This is a genomic window from Paraburkholderia denitrificans, from assembly GCF_042655705.1.
In the GTDB taxonomy this organism is placed as follows: Bacteria; Pseudomonadota; Gammaproteobacteria; order Burkholderiales; family Burkholderiaceae; genus Paraburkholderia; species Paraburkholderia denitrificans.
Genome location: NZ_JBHSMP010000020.1, coordinates 217,394 through 234,461, shown reverse-complemented (window position 1 = coordinate 234,461; position 17,068 = coordinate 217,394). Strand labels below are relative to the sequence as shown.

Here is a 17,068-nt window from a genome sequence, read left to right as displayed (position 1 = left end):
GGTCGGTGCCGCGCAGCGGCGAACCGGTTGCCGCGACGTGCGGGTGCAGCGTATGAATGCAGCGTGCGGGTACGACAGGCGGCGCGCCTTGATCGACTGTGAATCTATCCAGTTCCCGTCCCTACGTCGAGAGCCGTTCGGTCGCAGACATGTTCCAGAACAAGAGACCCGGGCCGCAGATTATGTGCGTGACGCGGCCGCTTGCAGTTCTGCATCTCAGAATATAATTCCGCCCATGTAGCGGCGTTGCCGGTGTTTTTGGACGCTGTGCTTCCCGCTTCAGGCGAACTCCGAACGTACTTTTCTCATATCAAGATGGCTGATATCGAGCACAAGACAGACCGGCCCGCAGTTCACCACGCGGTTCACCACGCGGTTCACCATGCCGTTCACAAGGAAGACCGCCATTTCGTGACCGCACTCGCGCGCGGGCTCGAAGTGCTGGCGTGCTTCCGCGGCGGCGATGCGATGCTGACCAATCAGGAAATCGCGCAACGCTGCGGGCTGCCGCGCTCGACGGTTTCGCGTCTGACCATGACGCTCACGAAGCTCGGCTACCTGATTCATCTCGAAGACAACGGGCGCTACCGCCTGGGCACGGCATGCCTTGCGCTCGGCAGTTCGATTCTCGCGCGGCTCGACGTGCGCAAGATGGCGCGCCCGCTGATGCAGGAGCTGGCGGAGTTTTCGGGCGGCACCGTGTCGCTTGGACTGCGCGACCGGCTCTCGATGCTGTACATCGAAAGCTGCCGCGGCACGGCGGCGCTCGCGCTCACGCTCGATGTGGGCTCGCGCATTCCGCTCGCCACCTCGGCGATCGGGCGCGCCTGGCTTGCCACGGTCGCGGCGCGCGAACGGCACGACGTGATGGAGCAGATCCGCGAACTCGACGACGTGGCCTGGCCGCGCATCCGGCCCGGCATCGAGCAGGCTGTCGAAGACCATCGCACGCTCGGCGTGACCTGTTCGTTCGGCGAGTGGCAGAAGGACGTGAACGGCATCGCCCGCGCGTTTCAAGCGGACGGCGGCTTGCCGGTCATGGCGATCAACGTGGGCGGCCCGGCGAGTTCGCTGTCGAAGGAATTTCTGCTCGGCGAGGTGAAGCCGCGGCTGCTGGACATCGTGGCGCAGCTCGAAGCGGGCTCGCTCGCCGCGCGATAGCGGATTAAGCGGGATTCGGCAGGATTCAGCGGTCGATGGGCAAGAACGTGCCGCTCGTATGCAGCACTTCGCGCTCGCCGACCCTGAGCGTGCATTCCGCGAACACGATGCGCCGGCCGTTGCGGCGCACGCGCGCATGCGCTTCCAGCCAGTCGCCGACATGGGCAGCCGAGAGGAATTCGCTGTTGAGCGTGGTGGTCACCGTGACATGCGCGCCGCGCTGTGCGTGCGGCGCCTGGCTCAGGTAGATGCCGAGGGTGCCGTCGGCGAGCGTTAGCAGCATGCCGCCGTGGGCGATGCCGAGCGGGTTCGTATGCGCGGCTTTGACCCGCACCGACACGATGAGCCCGCCCGCCGCAGCCGGGCGCGTGTAGAGCGGTCCGAGCGCGCGGAAATACGGGCCGCCGTGTTCGAAGAGTGTGTAGCCGTCCGGTACGCCGCTCGACGCATCGTTGGCTGGGTCCATGAGCCTGCTGCTCAGCAATTCGGGTGTCATCTCTTTTCTTGATCTTCTCAATACCAGCCGGGTCTCGCCGCGCGGCGTGCCGTGTGGCCGGAAACGTTTGCCCGCATGCGGGCGTTTCTGCAGAAAAATAAGCGGCGGTGGGAAATTTAGCACCGGCCAGCCAGGGCCGTATCGATTTCGATCAGATGCTGCGCGCATTGTTGTCGGCATTTTGCGGCCCAGGCTCACGAGCAGGTTTTACCTACCCATGTCCGCCGTGTCCGGATGTGTGGGCTGGCTGCAGAATTGCCCGTACGTCTGCAGTGTGGAATCGATGAATGGATTCGTGGAATTCATCGTGGATGCGCCAGCATGTCGGGGGCGCGGCGCGTGCCCCCGACGATTCGCGGCTGGCGCAACGTCGTGTTACTTCGCGGCGCTCAGCTCGGCAGCCGGCAGCGGCTTGATCGCGCCGCCATCCACCACGGCCACGACGGCGTGCCCCATCGTCAAGCCGCCGCGCGCGTCGACGCCGGTCAGCCCGTTCGGATTGTTGTCCGCCGTCAGGTTCTTGAGCGCCGCGTCGTACGCCTTGCGGATCGCCACCGCGTCGGTCGTCGTGCCCGCCTGCTTCATCGCCAGCGCTGTCGCCCAGACCGCCGTGTAGTTGAGCGAGTTTTCCTGCGACGGCATACGCCCATCGTGCGTCTTCGCAAAGCGCGCGACGAACGCTTTCGCTGCGGGCGACGGATCGTCGGACACGGGCATCACGCCCACCGATCCTTCGAGCGCGCCGTAGCCGCCCGCGACCTTCGCGACTTCGTCGAGCTTGGCCTGGTCCATCACGACGAAGCCGCCCTTGAAGCCCAGCTCGCGCGCCTGGCGGATGATGAGTCCGGTGGGCTCGGACGGCCCGCCGACAAAAATCACGTTCGGCTTCGATGCGAGCACGCGGCTCACGCCGCTGTAAAAGTCGGTGGCGCGGTTATACGACATCGGGTTGTCGGCGACGACGGTGCCGCCCGCAGCCAGCCAGACCGGCCTGAACGCGGCGGTCCATGCCTTGCCGTAATCGGTGTCGGTGTTCGCGAGTGCAACGCCCTTGCCGAATTTGCCGATCTCATACTTCACGAACGATCCGGTATACGACGTGAACTCGGGCGGGATGCGCAGCGTGAGCGGATTGCCGCGTGCGGCCAGCTCCGGCACGCTCGTATAGGCGAGCAGCAACAGCTTTTGTTGCGCGTTCATGGTCTGCACGGCGTAGCAGCCGCCCGAGTGCGGCACCAGCACGACCGGCGCACGGTATTCCTGCACGAGGCGGCGTGCGTTGATGGCGGTTTCGCTCGGGTTGTACTGGTCGTCCAGCGCAACGATGTCCACCTTGACCTTCTTGCCCGCCACGACGAGCCCGGCCTGGTTGATCTCGGCCACCGCCATCTGCATGCCTTCGAGCACTTCCTTGCCGTACTTGGCCGCGCCGCCGCTCAGCGGACCGGAATAGCCGAGATGGACGGTATCGTCGGCAAAGGCCGGATGCGCTACAACAAGGGCCGCGATCAATGCCGAGGATAGCTTCTTGAGGGTCATCGTCTGTCTCCTCCACGGGGTTTCAGTTGCTGTTGTTGTGACCGGCTTTCGCCGCGTTCAGCCGCCCACGTAGGCGCGGCGCACCGCTTCGTTACCGGCGAGGCTCTCGTAGGTGCCTTCCAGAACGATCCGGCCGGCTTCCACGACATACGCGCGATGCGCGATCTTCAGCGCGGCATGGGCGTTCTGTTCCGCGAGCAATACGGTGGTTCCCGCGCGGTTGATGCGCTGGATCACCTCGAACGTCTGCTTGACGATGAGCGGCGCGAGTCCGAGCGACGGCTCGTCGAGCAGCAGCACGCGCGGGCGGCTCATCAGCGCGCGGCCGATCGCGACCATCTGCTGCTGCCCGCCGCTCAGCGCGCCGGCTGCGTCGTCCTTGCGTTCTTCGAGTGCGGGAAAAAGGGCGAACACTTCGTCGAGGCGGCCGCGATTGCCCGCGTGATCGCGCCGGTGCGTATACGCGCCGAGCATCAGGTTCTTCAGCACCGACATGCCCGGAAAGAGCTTGCGGCCTTCCGGGCAATGCACCACGCCCGCGCGCACGACATCGGCAGGCTGCTTGCCGATGAGATCGGCGCCCTTGAGCCGGATGTGCCCCGCGCTTGCGCGGGTGAGCGCGCTGGCCGCGCGGAAGATCGAGCTTTTGCCCGCTCCGTTCGCGCCGAGCAACACCACCAGTTCGCCTTCGCCCGCGTGCAGCGTGATGCCGTGCAGCGCGCGGAAGCTGCCGTAGTCGAGGCACACGTCATTGAACGTCAGCATGGTCGCTCCCGAGATAGGCGTCGATTACCGCCTGATTCGTGCGGATCTCGGCCGGTGTGCCTTCGGCAATCTTTTCGCCGTGGTCGAGGACCATGATCTTGTCGGCGAGATTCATGATCATGTTCATCTTGTGCTCCACGAGGCACACGGTCATGCCCGCGGTCGCGATCTTGCGGATCAGTTCGGCGAGCCCGTCCGTCTCCTCGGGATTGATGCCGCCCGCGGGTTCGTCGAGCAGCAGCAGCGCAGGCTCGGTCGCCAGCGCGAGCGCAATCGCCACGCGCTTGCGCTCCTCCTGAGTGATGTCGCCTGCCGAACGTTCCTCGATATTCGATAGGCCGACGAAATTCAGCGCGCCGCGCGCCTTCTCGCGGCAGGCGCGCTCCTCGGCCTTGCAGCGGCGCGTGCGCAGCAGCACGTCGAGCAGGCCCGAACGCGTGCGCAGCCGGTGCCCGACGATCAGGTTGTCGAGGACGGTTGCGCCTTCAAAGAGTGTCGTCGCCTGGAACGTGCGCGCCACGCCAAGGCGCGCCATCTGGTCCGCGCGCAGTCCTGCCACATCCTGGCCGCGCAGGCGGATCGCGCCGCTCGTCGGCCGGTACATGCCGCTGATCAGATTGAAGAACGTCGTCTTGCCCGCGCCGTTGGGACCGATGATCGCGTTGACCTTGCAGGGCTCGATCTTCGTGCTGACGCCGGTGACGGCGCACAGGCCGCCGAAGCGCTTGCTGAGATTGTCGATTTCAAGCATGGCCGTCTCCTTGCGGTGCGCGGCGCACGGCGGCCTGCGGCACGCGGCGCAGCGCGAGGCGGCCGCGGGCGCTCTCGTAAAAGCCGACCAGCCCGCGCGGCAGAAAGATCAGCAATGCGATCAGAAGCGGGCCGAAGACGAGAAAGCGGTAGTCCTGCATGAACTGCAGATACTGCGTGATCCACGGCACGGCGAGCGCGCCGATCAACGGACCGGCCAGCGTTCCCACGCCGCCGACCATCATGTACATCGTCATGTCGAAGGTATGTTCGATGCCTGCGAGATCGGGGCCCAGAAAGCGGACGAAACCCGCATAGAGACCGCCGGCGATGCCCGCGTAGAACGTCGAGATCAGGAACGCCAGCAGCTTGTTGCGCATGAGATCGATGCCGAGCGCCTGGGCGAGATTTTCGCCGTTGCGGATGGCGATGAATGTGTGCCCGAGCAACGAATTAACGATGCGGTGCATGAGCCAGATTCCGGCGGCGAGGAAGGCGAGCGTGAGGTAGTAGAGCGAGCGCGGGCTGTCGAACGATAGGGAGCCAAACCCGGGCGGCGCGGCGATGTCGATGATGCCGACCACGCCATGCGTGAGGCTGTCCCATTTCTCGATGACGAGAAAGATGATGTAGCCCACGCACAGCGTGAAGATCGCGAAGTAGTTGCCTCTCAGGCGCAGCGACAGGATGCCGACGAAGAACCCGATCGCGACGCATACGACGCCCGAGAGCGCGAATGCGATCCAGAACGGCACGTGGTAATCGACGGTGAGGATGCCGACCGTATACGCGCCGATGGCCATGAAGCCGCCATGCGCGAGATTGAACTGGCCGGCGTAGCCGGTGATGAGATTCAGGCCGACCGTTGCGAGCGCAAAGATATAGGCCGTGGACATGACCGTTAGCGAATAGTCGTTGTGCACGAAGAGCGGCAGGGCGAGGCCGAGCGCGAGCAGCACGAGCCATCCGGCGTGGCGTGCGGTAATCATGATGCGCGCACCTCCCTGGCGAAGAGACCTTGCGGGCGCAACGAGAGGATCGCGACGAGCAGCACGAAGGCGATGAGATCCTGATAGTCGGGCGAGACGTAGAACGCGCCGAAGCTTTCGGCGAGCCCGATGATGAGGCCGCCCGCGATAGCGCCGGGCACGCTGCCCATGCCGCCGAGGATGATGATGACGAATGCCTTGAGGATCACGAGCTGCCCCATGGCCGGATAGATGAGATTGATCGGCGCGTAAAGCGCGGCGGCGACGGCGGCGAGCGCGCCGGAGATCGCGAACGTGGCCATGCCGACCTTGCGCGGATCGATGCCCATCAGCGCGGCGCCTTCGCGGTTCTGCGCGACGGCGAGGATCGTCGATCCGGCGACCGTGTGATGCAGGAACAGTTGCAGCGCGAGCACGAGGCCAAACGCGCCGCCGATGATCAGGAGCCGCTGGATGGGCGCGATGACCCCGGAGAATTCGACCACCCCGGACCACGGCGGCGCCATGCGGTGAAAGTCGGTGCCCCAGAGCACCTGCGCCGCGGCCTGCAGGAACAGCATCAGGCCGATGGCGGCGATCATCGGGGAGAGGCCCGAAGCGTTGCGCAGCGGATGGAACACGAGCCGCTCGGCGAGGACGGCGAGGGCCGCGACGCACGCCGCGGCGGCGGCCATGCCGACCCAGTAGTTCAAGCCGAGACGGGTCGTCAGAAAGAACGCGGCAAATGCGCCGACCATGTAGAACGCGCCGTGCGCGAAGTTCGGCACCGCCATGATGCCGTACACGAGCGTGAGGCCAAGCGCGACGAGACTGTAGACGCCGCCAAGCGTCAAGCCGTTGAGCACCTGCTGCAAGAACAGATCCACCCTGATCCTCCTGAAAACGGGAAACCGGTGTACTGCTGAGGCTGTGACTGCTGTTACCGCGTGATCCGCGCTGTCGTTGTGGCCGCATACGTGCCCGGGGCGATAGCGCGCGTCAGGGCATCATTTGGCAATGGATTCCGCTATGCAGTCAGCCTGGGGGAAATACCGAATGATCGTTCGTTTTATTCGGAACGCTTTGCGGGGTGGGATTGCGAACGCTCTGCAGCCGTAGCTTGCGCGGGCATTACGACCGGGGTGATCGGTGAGCGCGTGAGGTTTTTTGAGGCGATTCTGCAATGCAGGCGCAAATTCCGGATTTCGGAATTCGGCGATGGGGGCGGGTAGGTGCGCGGCGGGTTCGTACACACGACTCGTCCGGCGGCGTGTGTCGATTCAGACCGGAATGAGGCAGGGCCGCCGGTCGTTCGCGCGGCCCGTTCAGGAGATTGCAGCAGCGGATTGATCGACTCAATCGCCCTTGCGTGCGGCGGTTTTCCAGCCAAATTCGACGAACGCGCGGCACAGCGCTTCCATGCCTTTCGCGTCTTCGTCGTCGAAGCGGGCGATGAGCGGGCTGTCCACGTCCCATACGCCGATCAGCGTGTCATCCGGCGCGACGAGGGGCACGACGATTTCCGATTGCGAAGCCGAATCGCAGGCAATGTGACCGGCAAACGCGTTCACGTCGCGCACGACCTGAGTTTCGCGCGTCTGCGCCGCAGTACCGCACACGCCTTTGCCCAGCCCGATGCGCACGCACGCGGGTTTGCCCTGGAACGGGCCGACGACGAGTTCCTTGCCGTCGAAGAAATAAAAACCGGCCCAGTTGAGTCCTTCGAGCGAGTTGAACACGAGCGACGAAAAATTCGCCGCGTTGGCGATGACGTCGGACTCGCCTTCGAGCATCGCGCGCGCCTGGGAGGCGAGGGTTTCGTAGAGGGCGGGTTTGTCGGCGGGGAGGGTGCTGGCGGGTGCAAACATGGGACGTTACCGGGTAGTGGGCGATGCGAAGACATCGCGACGAGATTGCGACGGGATCGTGACGAAGCAGCGTGTGAGTGTAGGCGAGTTTGGGCTGCTGCGCCAAAGGGACGCGCGCGCAAGATTATCCACGTTCCGTGTTGAATGGCTCCACGCGAACGCAGCTTGTTTCCGTGCCGTTTTCAGGCATGCTGGCGGACATAACGCGCGGATCAATGCCGGTTCGCGCCAGCAACGGAGAACGAGACATGACCAAGACGTACAGGGTCGCCGCCATTGCGGGCGACGGCATCGGTCAGGAAGTGATGCCGGAGGGCCTGCGCGTGGTGCAGGCGGCGGCGAAGCAATTCGGCCTTTCGATCGAATTCACGCACTTCGAGTGGGCGAGCTGCGACTACTACCTCGAACACGGCAAGATGATGCCCGACGACTGGTTTGCCACGCTCAGGGATTTCGATGCGATCTACTTCGGCGCGGTGGGCTGGCCCGACAAGGTGCCCGATCACATTTCGCTGTGGGGGTCGTTGCTCAAGTTTCGCCGCGACTTCGACCAGTACGTGAACCTGCGTCCGGTGCGCCTGTTGCCCGGCGTGCCGTGCCCGCTCGCGAACCGCAAGCCCGGCGATATCGATTTCCTCGTCGTGCGCGAGAACACCGAGGGCGAATACAGCTCGGTGGGCGGCAAGATGTTCGAGGGCACCGAGCGCGAGTTCGTGCTGCAGGAGTCGGTGTTCACGCGTCACGGCGTGGACCGCATCCTGAAGTTTGCCTTCGAGGCGGCCAGCAAGCGCGCGCGCAAGAAACTCACGGCGGCGACGAAGTCGAACGGTATCGCGATCAGCATGCCGTACTGGGACGAGCGCGTGGCCGCGATGGGCGAGCAGTACCCGGATGTGACGTGGGACAAGCAGCACATCGACATTCTCTCGGCGCGTTTCGTACTGCAGCCGGACCGCTTCGACGTGGTGGTGGCTTCGAACCTGTTCGGCGACATCCTTTCGGATCTCGGACCCGCCTGCACGGGCACGATCGGCCTTGCTGCGTCGGCGAACCTGAATCCGGAGCGCACGTTTCCTTCGTTGTTCGAGCCGGTGCACGGCTCGGCGCCGGACATCTTCGGCAAGAAGATCGCCAATCCGGTTGCGATGATCTGGTCGGGCGCGATGATGCTGGAATTCCTCGGCAACGGCGACGCGCGCTTCACGCAGGCGCACGACGCGATCATGCGCGCCATCGAGAAGGTGCTCGTGGAAGGGCCGCGCACGCCCGACATGGGCGGCACGGCCAATACAGCGGATGTCGGCGAGGCTGTCGCCGCCGCGCTCGCGGCAGGGTAACAAGCCGCGAAAAAAACCGTGCGATAAGCCGCGAAACAGGCGGCGAAATCGTTGCGTCAGCAAGCAGCGGCGGCTCCGGCACGGTGACGTTGCCGCTGCTCGATACTCGACGGCTGCTGCGCGTGCTGCCTGGCGTCACGCAGCCTGCCGACGAGTGGGCCGTCTACCCCGCGCGGCTCGCGCAATCGGCGAAGGTGCGGGCGTGGATTTTCTGGAAGAGGCGTTCGCGCAGCCCGGAATCGGCATCGCCGCGCAGGAACCGGCAGGCGAGTGAGGCGTGTGTAAAGCGGGTGAGGAAGGCAGGCTCAGCTTTCGTCGGTGCCGTCGAGCGCCTTGCGGTCGCGGCGTTCTTCGTTGCCGCGCCGCGCACGCCTGCGCTGGCGCGACAAGGCGGCGATGACTTCGCCCGTGCTCGCACCTGCCGGGATCTCGTTGCGGATTACGTTGGCCACCATCGGCAGGCCCTTGCGCTGGCGCTGCAACGCCCGCGCGATGGCGGTACGGCAATCCTCGCCGTGACAATCCCATTCGTCACGGGTTTTTCCGCAGTAACGGCATGTGTCCATCGCGCAAGTTTAAACGTAAACACAGCGCGGATTTGGGGCGCTATCGTGGCGCCCGTCGACCCGCGCTGCGTCGTTCGTCGTGATTAAGCAGCGGGCGACGACTCATCCGGTGAGATGCCCAATTCCGCCGCCATCCGCTCGACCAGTGCGCGCAGTCGGGCCACTTCGTCGGCGAGGCACTCGTGATCGCTTTTGAGCGCATCGAATTGCGCGAACGAAACGCCGTCGCGCGCGGATTCGGTTTCGCTCATCGCAACGCTGCCCGCTACGGCGCTGATGTCCACCTCGCCGCACAACAGATGCACCCAGCGATTCTCGCGCTCGCCCGGCGCGCGCGGCAGCTTCACGACGAGCGGCGGCTCACGGTCGGCGAGTTCGCCGAGAAACGCCTCGACCGACGAAACGTCGGCGAATCCATGCAGACGGGCGGAATTCAGCCTCAGTTCTGCGGCGGTCTGCGCGCCGCGCAGCAGCAGCACCGCGATCAGCGCGACGGCCTGGCTCGGAATGCCGAGCACGCGGTTCAGGTTGTGCTCGAAGCGCGGCACCCGGCTGCTGCTGCCCTCGAATACGAGGCTCAGATGCTTGAGGTCCTCGATCGCGCCCAGCACCTCGGTTTCGGTGACGTTCATCACAGGCGCGCGGGCCGTCTTCTGATTGCAGCCCGAAGTCAGCGAATTCAGCGACAGCGGGTAGGTGTCCGGCACCGTCTGCTGCTTCTCGACCAGCACGCCGACGATGCGCGCCTCCAGTTGCGTAAGTGCACGCAGGGCGCGCGGCGAGGAACTATCGGCAGGAAAATTCATAAGCAGACTCGGCTTTCGGAGATCGATCGTGGGGCTCGATGATACTCGGGTCTGCCGGGAGCGACAGGGTTGCACGATGTCCGTCACAATCACGCCCGAGGACCGGATCGGCGGGCGATGCGCCTCGAAGTCCCGCCGTCCGGATTCAACGCTTCGATTTCAGGGAAATGCGCGATGGCATACGGTCAGCACAAGTACAGCGTCACGGTGCAATGGACGGGCAACAAGGGCACCGGCACATCGGGATACCGCGACTACGGCCGCGATCACATCATTCGCGCGGGCGCCAAACCGGACATTCCCGGCTCATCGGATGCGGCCTTCCTCGGCGACGCCGCGCGCTGGAATCCCGAAGACCTGCTCGTGGCGGCGGCATCGGCATGCCATAAGCTCTGGTATCTGCATTTGTGCGCGGACGCGGGCATTTGCGTTCTCGCATATGTCGACGCGGCGGAAGGCACGATGCTGGACACCCCGGATGAGGGGCGGTTCACGCAGATCGTCCTGCGCCCGCGCGTCACGCTTCGCACCGGCGACGACCGCGAACTGGCCGAACAGCTTCACCACACCGCCCACGCGAAATGCTACGTGGCGAACTCGGTCAATTTCCCCATCCTTTGCGAACCGGCAATCGAGTTCGCTTCTGTATAGCGAGCGGCCCTTTGCCGCTGTCGTTCGCACCCACGCCCGCCCGTGCTGGATCCGGCGCCCGGCCTGACGGGTCCGTGCGCGGCGGACGGCACGCCCGGCCCTATGCCGCGCGCCTAAAGTTTTACAGTTTCGTGCCGTTGTCATAATCCGGAGCCGTAAATCCATCGATCTTGCGAGTCGCAAGCGGTCATGCGTGCCCTCCAACAGACAAAAATATGGTCGAGGGTGTGCCACGGCCGACTTCGACCCGCCGGAGATGGGAAATGCTCAACAAGCTGTCGATTCGCACGTGCCTTACCCTGATGGTCACGTTTATTGGCGTCGTGCTGGTTGTCGGCGCCGCCGTGGGACTCTTGTCGATCCGGCAAAGCGACACGGAACTGCAGGATATGTACACGGTTGACGTGCCCGCCGTCACCGATCTGGAGGGCAGTGCGAGCCAGCTTCTGCGTTTGCGCCTTGCGCTCGCAACGGCTGCGTCGTTCATGGCCATCGGCGACCAGCCCGGTGCGAAGGGCGTGCTTGAACGCATCGACCAGTACCTCAAGAATTCGAATGACCGGCTCGACCATTTCCGGTCGATCGCGTCGGCGGACGACGCGGAAAACCAGGGCCTCTTGAAGGCGATGCTGGAAAAGCGCGACACGTTCCTGCACGAGGGCATCGACAAGGGCCTCGCCTTGCTCAAGTCCGGCGATTACAACAGCTTCACGGAACTGCAGGCGCACACGCTGCCGTCGCTCTACAGCGATTACGACACGGCGATGGCCGCCCTCGAAAAGCACCAGGCCGGCAACGGTGCGAAGCGCTTCCAGAATGCGCATGACCGCTTTGTCGTGGTCTGCGTGGCGGTGGCCATCGGCCTCGTGGGCGCACTCGTGTTTGCGTGGATCGCGCGCATCGCGCTGATGCGTGCGATCGTGGACCCGATCGATGCGGCGGTCACCCAGTTCCAGCGGATCGCGAATGGCGATCTGACCCAGTCCGTCGCCGTGACGAGCAGCAATGAAATGGGCAAGCTGCTGGCGGGCCTGCAGCGCATGCAGGAATCGCTGGTCACGATGGTCGGCACGGTGCGCGACGGCGTTACTTCGATCGATACGGGCGTGGGCGAGATCGCGACCGGCAATACCGACCTGTCGCAACGCACCGAACAGCAGGCCGCATCGCTCGAAGAGACGGCGGCCAGCATCGAACAGCTCACGTCCACGGTGCGCCAGACCACCGGCAACGTTCAGGAAGCCAGCTCGCTGGCGCAGGGCGCCTCGGGGCTCGCAGCCCAGGGCGGCGACCTCACGCGCGAAGTGGTGGGCACGATGCAGCACATCGTCAGCGATTCGCGGCGTATCGGCGACATCGTCGGCGTGATCGAAGGCATCGCGTTCCAGACCAACATCCTTGCGCTGAACGCCGCTGTGGAAGCGGCGCGGGCGGGGGAAGAAGGGCGCGGCTTCGCGGTGGTCGCAGGCGAGGTGCGCTCGCTCGCGCAGCGCAGCGCGGCGGCAGCCAAGGAGATTAAGGACCTCATCGCGACGTCGAACGCGCGGGTGGAAACCGGCGCGGGGCTCGTGGAGCGTTCGGGCGCGACGATGCAGGAGATCGTCGACGCCATTGCGCGCGTGAGCGCGATCATGGGCGAGATCGCTTCGGCGGCTTCCGAGCAGAGCACCGGCATTGACCAGGTCAATATCGCCGTCTCGCAGATGGATCAGGTGACGCAGCAAAACGCCGCGCTCGTCGAGCAATCCGCAGCCGCTGCGGCGTCGCTCGAGGACCAGGCGCGCCGCCTGAGCACGGCGATGGCCGTGTTCCGTATCCGCTGAGTCAAAACCGGTGCACGCGCAACGAGCCGCAGCCGCCTGATGTGCGGCGCGGTTTGCGGCGCGGTGCGGTACGGGGGCACATTGCTGCGCCCCTGCTGAACCGGCACGCGCTTCACCGCTTCCAGAGCGTCTTGCCCCAGAACGTCAGCGTGCGATCCCACGCCAGTTGCGCCCAGACGGGATCGTATTGCGTGGCCGCGATGCGGCCCGGGCCCGCGGCGGTTTCGTTGGCGAATGCGTGGTGCGCGAGATAGCGGTGAAACTCGACATCGACCTTCGCATCGCGCAGCTTCGTTTCGAGCGCATCGATCATATCCGCCTCGAAGAACATGTCCTGAGTGGCCCAGTGGCCGAGCACGGGCGCGGTGATCTTCGTGGCGTCGATATAGTCGAGCGGCGGACAGCCGTACCACACCACAACGGCGGATAGACCCGGAATCTGGGTCGCAGCGAGCAGCGTCAGCGCGCCGCCCATGCAAAAGCCCGTCACGCCGACGCGGTCGGTCAGCGTCTTCAGAAAATCGACTGCGCCGCGTATGTCCTGCGAAGCGGCATCGGCGAAGTCGAGCCCATTCATCAGGTGATTGGCCTCTTCTTCCTCCACCGTTGCCTTGCCGCGGTAGAGATCGGGCACGAGTACTAGATAGCCCGCTTGTGCGAGGCGATTGGCCACGCCGCGGATCTGGTCGTTCAAGCCCCACCATTCCTGGATCACGACGATGGCGGGCGCGCCTTCGGTCTTCTCCGGTTTCGCGAGATAACCCTGCAGCGCCTGGCCGTCGGGGCGGGTAAAGGTGATCATGGATCCGGTGTGCTGTTTCATGATGAGCGTTCCTTCTGCAGGCGAAACCGCGTTGAATGGAAGCCGTAGCATAGCGCCGGCACGGTGCGTTTGCCGTGACGCACGGGCGAAAAACCGATGTCACTCGCCGATCAGATGCAGGACGATATCGCGCGCCTGCGCGTGGCGGCGATGCTCGAACAGATAGATGCCCTGCCAGGTGCCGAGCACCGGTTCGCCGTGCTCGACCGGTATCGAAAGCTGGGTCTGCGTCAGTGCGGTGCGCAGATGCGCGGGCATATCGTCGGGGCCTTCGGTGTCGTGTTCGTAGCGCTGCGGATCTTCGGGCGCGAGTGCATCGAAGTAGCGTTCGATATCGCGGCGCACGGACGGATCCGCATTCTCCTGGATCAGCAGCGATGCCGACGTATGCCGGCAGAACACGGTGAGCAGGCCCGTTGCGATGCCCTGATCGCGCACGAATTCGCGCACGGGCGCGCTGATGTCGATGAGGCCGCGCGTGCGTGCATTCACGCTCAGATGGTGAAGTGCCTGGCGCATGGCCCATTCTCCTTCGTGGCGGGTGAGCATCCAGCATAGCGGAAGCCGCTGTAGTGCAGTGCAGTGCAGGCGCAGCGCGCGAGCACGTGCGCATGCTGTACGATGTCGCGCTTGCTGGCGTTACGGTGGCCATCAACAGCCACCCGAGGTCAGTTCAGACACCGCCCATCCCCAGGAGAATGCATTTGAATCTCACCCGCTTCGCGAAAGGCCGCCATGCAACCAAGGCATTCGATCCGGCCCGCAAGATTCCGGCGTCGGTCATCGATGAGCTGAAGGAGCTGGTTCGCTTCAGTCCGTCTTCGGTGAATTCGCAGCCGTGGCACTTCGTGATTGCGTCGAGCGACGCGGCCCGCGCGCGCATCGCGAAGGCCATGCAGCCGGGCTATGCCTATAACGAGCCGAAGGTGATGAACGCATCGCACGTCATGGTGCTGTGCGCGCGCACCGACATGGACGATGCCCATCTCGCCGCCGTGCTCGCGCAGGAAGAGGCGGACGGCCGCTTCGCCAACGACGATGCGAAAGCGGGCCAGCAGAAATCGCGTTCGTTCTATGTGAACCTGCATCGCGACGAGCGCGGCGACCTGTCGGCGTGGATGGAGAAGCAGGCCTATCTGGCGCTCGGCACGCTGTTGATCGGCGCTGCGACGCTCGAAATCGACGCGTGCCCGATGGAAGGCTTCGATGCGACGACGCTCGACGCCGAACTCGGTCTGCAAGCACAGGGCCTCACGTCGCTCGTGGTGGTGGGCCTCGGCTATCGCAGCGCCAGCGACTTCAACGCGAAGCTGCCGAAGTCGCGTCTGTCCACGCAGGCCGTGTTTACCGAACTCGCTTGAGGTTCGTTCGCGAGGCAGGCGTTGACGTTTTGCGCCTGCCTCGCGTTTGCCCTGTGTATGCTGTGCATTTCGCATTTCGCATGTCGGCTCGACAGCGCGGCGCGGCTGTGATCCAGACCTGTTCCAGGTCCAGTGCACGATGGAGTGGTTCATGCAAGGTCTGAAACGACGTATCGTCTATGTCACCGTATTCGAGGGGCTGGGCATTCTCGCGACCGGGGTGGGGCTCTCGTCGATGGCCAGTAGCGGTGCTGGCCGCGCGGGTGCGGCGGCGGTGCTCACGTCGGTGATCGCCACGTTGTGGAATTTCGTCTACAACATGTACTTCGAGCGCTGGGAAGCGCGCCAGACGAAGCGCGGCCGCAGCGTTGCGAGGCGCATCGCGCACGCGGTGGGGTTCGAAGGCGGCCTTCTCGTGATGCTGGTGCCGATGCTGGCGTTGATCTTGCACGTGTCGCTGATGGAGGCGTTCGTCATGGACGCCGGCCTCTCCCTGTTTTTCCTCGCCTACGCCTACGTGTTTAACCTCGGGTTCGACTACGTGTTCGGCTTGCCGGCCTCAGCCATGCCCGCGCCCGCTTCCGCGTCAGTACCTGCGCCGGTCTCCGCGCGCGAAACGCCCCAAAGTTAGAAGCGTGCCCGGAAATGACGAAGTCCGCTTTCCGGCCGCCGCGGGGCGGGTGAAAGCGGACTTCGTGCAGGTCGCAATCGGTTGTATTCGGCTGCATTCGATTGCATTCGCGAAGGCGAACCTGCGCACGTCGATCAGAACATGTGCCGGATACCGAGGCTCGCGCCCACGGTCGAACCTCTCACGCCGAACAGCGCGTTGTTGACCGACAAGCCCGTGTCCATGAGGCCGCTATTGTTGACGTAGCCAACCTGCCCGTAGAGCGTCGTACGCTTGGAGAGGAAGAACTGTACGCCGCTCGACGCCATGATCGAGTGGTTGCTTTCGCCGCCGATATGGGCGCCGTCGTGGGTGTACCAGACGCCGGCGTTCACGTTGAGGTAGGGCTTGACGAAGTAGCTGAAGCCGCCGGAGTACACGCTGTTACTGAATGAACCTGCGACCTTGTAAAGCGCATACGAGGCATAAATCGCGAGGTCGTTCGGGAAGCGATAGCTCGCGCCGAGCGTGCGGCCGACAAATGCAACCGTGCTGATCGGAACGGCGGTGCCACCCTCGTTGCCGTTATACATTGCGCCTGTGATCGTGAAGCCGCCGATGTGATAGCGCAGGCTCGCCGAATACTGGCGTCCGGCCTGGAAGTTGCCTGCCGTGCCGCCGAGCGCCATCAGGCCCGACGCCTGGAGGCCAGCGATTTCCGGCGACGTATACGTAATCGAGTTGCTGTTGAAGAGACCCGTGATCAGGACGTTGTCGAGGTAGCTCACGAGGCCGGTGCCGAAGTACGACATGGCGCGCGGGTCCATGTCGTAGAGCGCCAGGAAGAACGGCGAGTACTGCACACCGGCTTTCACCGTACCGAACTTGCTGTCGATGCCGACCCACGCCTGGCGGCCGAACATGCCGCCGTTCGAATTGTTGAACTGGCCGTTCGCGACGCTGAAGCCGTTCTCAAGCTCGAAAATGGCGCGCATGCCGCCGCCGAGGTCCTCGCTGCCGCGCATGCCGAAGCTGGAGGCGGTCATGCCGCTGTCGGTCATCGAGAACTGGTGGCCGCCGTTCGCGGTCGCGGTGCGGCTCGTGTACAGGATGGAGCCGTCGACAATGCCATACAGCGTCACGCTGCTTTGCGCCTGCGCCGCATCCGAAATGCCCATCAGTCCGGCCACGGTCAATGCGGATACCAGCAGTTTTTTACTCATGCCTTTCCTGTCGCGCATTTCGTCGTCCTCATTAAATATTATTAACTGCTTCGCTGTGGTGGCGTCGCATCATTGCGACATCTTTATGGCGCTTGAAAATCCGGAACCAATCCCGCCGTCAATATGCGAGCGGGAGAGGCGAATGCGCTCGTGGCGCCAGGACGAATGACAACGGCTCGCGCGGGTGTGCACGGTATGTCGCGGCGCGGGCACCGTGCGGACGGTGCGGCGTCGGGTACTGTTTTGGAGTCCATGCGGTAAGCAGCAGATGCGGGTTCTCGTTCAACGTGCGTCCCTCCGAGGACTGGTTGTGTACGAAAC

The 17,068-nt window shown here is 64.5% G+C and carries 18 protein-coding genes and 1 pseudogene; 7 read left to right on the top strand and 12 right to left on the bottom strand.

What is annotated here, in order from left to right:
• Nucleotides 1-315: 315 nt before the first annotated feature.
• The gene (locus tag ACFPTO_RS17960) at nucleotides 316-1,161 is read left to right on the top strand and encodes an IclR family transcriptional regulator (RefSeq protein WP_377713303.1); all 846 of its coding nucleotides are present in this window, start codon (nucleotides 316-318) and stop codon (nucleotides 1,159-1,161) included.
• A gap of 25 nt (nucleotides 1,162-1,186) precedes the next feature.
• On the opposite strand, the gene ACFPTO_RS17955 is transcribed toward ACFPTO_RS17960, so the two are convergent.
• The 7 genes from ACFPTO_RS17955 to ACFPTO_RS17925 form a co-directional block, all read right to left on the bottom strand.
• Nucleotides 1,187-1,627, bottom strand: a complete 441-nt coding sequence (locus tag ACFPTO_RS17955) for a PaaI family thioesterase (RefSeq protein ID WP_377713301.1) — start codon at nucleotides 1,625-1,627, stop codon at nucleotides 1,187-1,189.
• Nucleotides 1,628-2,032: 405 nt separating this feature from the next.
• Entirely contained in the window at nucleotides 2,033-3,196 is a 1,164-nt protein-coding gene (locus ACFPTO_RS17950) for an ABC transporter substrate-binding protein (RefSeq protein ID WP_377713299.1), read from the bottom strand.
• A gap of 57 nt (nucleotides 3,197-3,253) precedes the next feature.
• On the bottom strand, nucleotides 3,254-3,961 hold the full coding sequence (locus tag ACFPTO_RS17945; protein ID WP_377713297.1) for an ABC transporter ATP-binding protein: 708 nt from the start codon (nucleotides 3,959-3,961) through the stop codon (nucleotides 3,254-3,256).
• The gene (locus ACFPTO_RS17940; RefSeq protein WP_377713295.1) at nucleotides 3,945-4,712 is read right to left on the bottom strand and encodes an ABC transporter ATP-binding protein; all 768 of its coding nucleotides are present in this window, start codon (nucleotides 4,710-4,712) and stop codon (nucleotides 3,945-3,947) included. The genes ACFPTO_RS17945 and ACFPTO_RS17940 overlap by 17 nt, the downstream gene beginning before the upstream one ends.
• A complete protein-coding gene (locus ACFPTO_RS17935) occupies nucleotides 4,705-5,700 on the bottom strand; it encodes a branched-chain amino acid ABC transporter permease (RefSeq protein WP_377713293.1) in 996 nt (331 codons plus the stop codon). The genes ACFPTO_RS17940 and ACFPTO_RS17935 overlap by 8 nt, the downstream gene beginning before the upstream one ends.
• On the bottom strand, nucleotides 5,697-6,566 hold the full coding sequence (locus tag ACFPTO_RS17930; protein WP_377713291.1) for a branched-chain amino acid ABC transporter permease: 870 nt from the start codon (nucleotides 6,564-6,566) through the stop codon (nucleotides 5,697-5,699). Before ACFPTO_RS17930 ends, ACFPTO_RS17935 begins: the two co-directional genes overlap by 4 nt.
• Nucleotides 6,567-7,034: 468 nt before the next feature.
• Nucleotides 7,035-7,547, bottom strand: a complete 513-nt coding sequence (locus ACFPTO_RS17925) for a GAF domain-containing protein (RefSeq protein ID WP_377713289.1) — start codon at nucleotides 7,545-7,547, stop codon at nucleotides 7,035-7,037.
• 248 nt (nucleotides 7,548-7,795) lie between these two features.
• Between ACFPTO_RS17925 and ACFPTO_RS17920 the strand changes: the two genes are divergently transcribed.
• On the top strand, nucleotides 7,796-8,884 hold the full coding sequence (locus ACFPTO_RS17920; RefSeq protein WP_377713287.1) for a tartrate dehydrogenase: 1,089 nt from the start codon (nucleotides 7,796-7,798) through the stop codon (nucleotides 8,882-8,884).
• Between the two features lie 113 nt (nucleotides 8,885-8,997).
• A pseudogene (locus ACFPTO_RS25155) lies at nucleotides 8,998-9,158 on the top strand (LysR family transcriptional regulator); the annotation flags it as partial.
• 31 nt (nucleotides 9,159-9,189) lie between these two features.
• Here ACFPTO_RS25155 and ACFPTO_RS17915 read toward each other — a convergent pair.
• Together ACFPTO_RS17915 and ACFPTO_RS17910 are read right to left on the bottom strand one after the other, a co-directional pair.
• A complete protein-coding gene (locus ACFPTO_RS17915; protein WP_377713285.1) occupies nucleotides 9,190-9,450 on the bottom strand; it encodes a hypothetical protein in 261 nt (86 codons plus the stop codon).
• A gap of 83 nt (nucleotides 9,451-9,533) precedes the next feature.
• Complete coding sequence (locus ACFPTO_RS17910; protein ID WP_377713283.1) at nucleotides 9,534-10,256, bottom strand: YceH family protein; 723 nt, start codon at nucleotides 10,254-10,256, stop codon at nucleotides 9,534-9,536.
• Between the two features lie 174 nt (nucleotides 10,257-10,430).
• On the opposite strand from ACFPTO_RS17910, the gene ACFPTO_RS17905 reads away from it, so the two are divergent.
• Complete coding sequence (locus ACFPTO_RS17905; RefSeq protein ID WP_377713281.1) at nucleotides 10,431-10,907, top strand: OsmC family protein; 477 nt, start codon at nucleotides 10,431-10,433, stop codon at nucleotides 10,905-10,907.
• A gap of 263 nt (nucleotides 10,908-11,170) precedes the next feature.
• Nucleotides 11,171-12,730 carry a methyl-accepting chemotaxis protein gene (locus ACFPTO_RS17900; RefSeq protein WP_377713279.1) on the top strand — a complete coding sequence of 520 codons (1,560 nt, stop codon included), beginning with the start codon at nucleotides 11,171-11,173 and terminating at the stop codon, nucleotides 12,728-12,730.
• Nucleotides 12,731-12,842: 112 nt separating this feature from the next.
• Here the strand turns inward: ACFPTO_RS17900 and ACFPTO_RS17895 are convergent, their stop codons facing one another.
• Together ACFPTO_RS17895 and ACFPTO_RS17890 are read right to left on the bottom strand one after the other, a co-directional pair.
• Nucleotides 12,843-13,553 carry a dienelactone hydrolase family protein gene (locus tag ACFPTO_RS17895; RefSeq protein ID WP_377713277.1) on the bottom strand — a complete coding sequence of 237 codons (711 nt, stop codon included), beginning with the start codon at nucleotides 13,551-13,553 and terminating at the stop codon, nucleotides 12,843-12,845.
• A gap of 99 nt (nucleotides 13,554-13,652) precedes the next feature.
• The gene (locus ACFPTO_RS17890; protein WP_377713275.1) at nucleotides 13,653-14,072 is read right to left on the bottom strand and encodes a secondary thiamine-phosphate synthase enzyme YjbQ; all 420 of its coding nucleotides are present in this window, start codon (nucleotides 14,070-14,072) and stop codon (nucleotides 13,653-13,655) included.
• A gap of 185 nt (nucleotides 14,073-14,257) precedes the next feature.
• On the opposite strand from ACFPTO_RS17890, the gene nfsB reads away from it, so the two are divergent.
• On the top strand, nucleotides 14,258-14,914 hold the full coding sequence (gene nfsB / locus ACFPTO_RS17885; RefSeq protein WP_377713273.1) for an oxygen-insensitive NAD(P)H nitroreductase: 657 nt from the start codon (nucleotides 14,258-14,260) through the stop codon (nucleotides 14,912-14,914).
• A gap of 151 nt (nucleotides 14,915-15,065) precedes the next feature.
• A complete protein-coding gene (locus ACFPTO_RS17880) occupies nucleotides 15,066-15,545 on the top strand; it encodes a PACE efflux transporter (RefSeq protein WP_377713271.1) in 480 nt (159 codons plus the stop codon).
• A gap of 134 nt (nucleotides 15,546-15,679) precedes the next feature.
• On the opposite strand, the gene ACFPTO_RS17875 is transcribed toward ACFPTO_RS17880, so the two are convergent.
• Nucleotides 15,680-16,747 carry a porin gene (locus tag ACFPTO_RS17875; RefSeq protein ID WP_377713269.1) on the bottom strand — a complete coding sequence of 356 codons (1,068 nt, stop codon included), beginning with the start codon at nucleotides 16,745-16,747 and terminating at the stop codon, nucleotides 15,680-15,682.
• Between the last annotated feature and the right edge of the window lie 321 nt (nucleotides 16,748-17,068).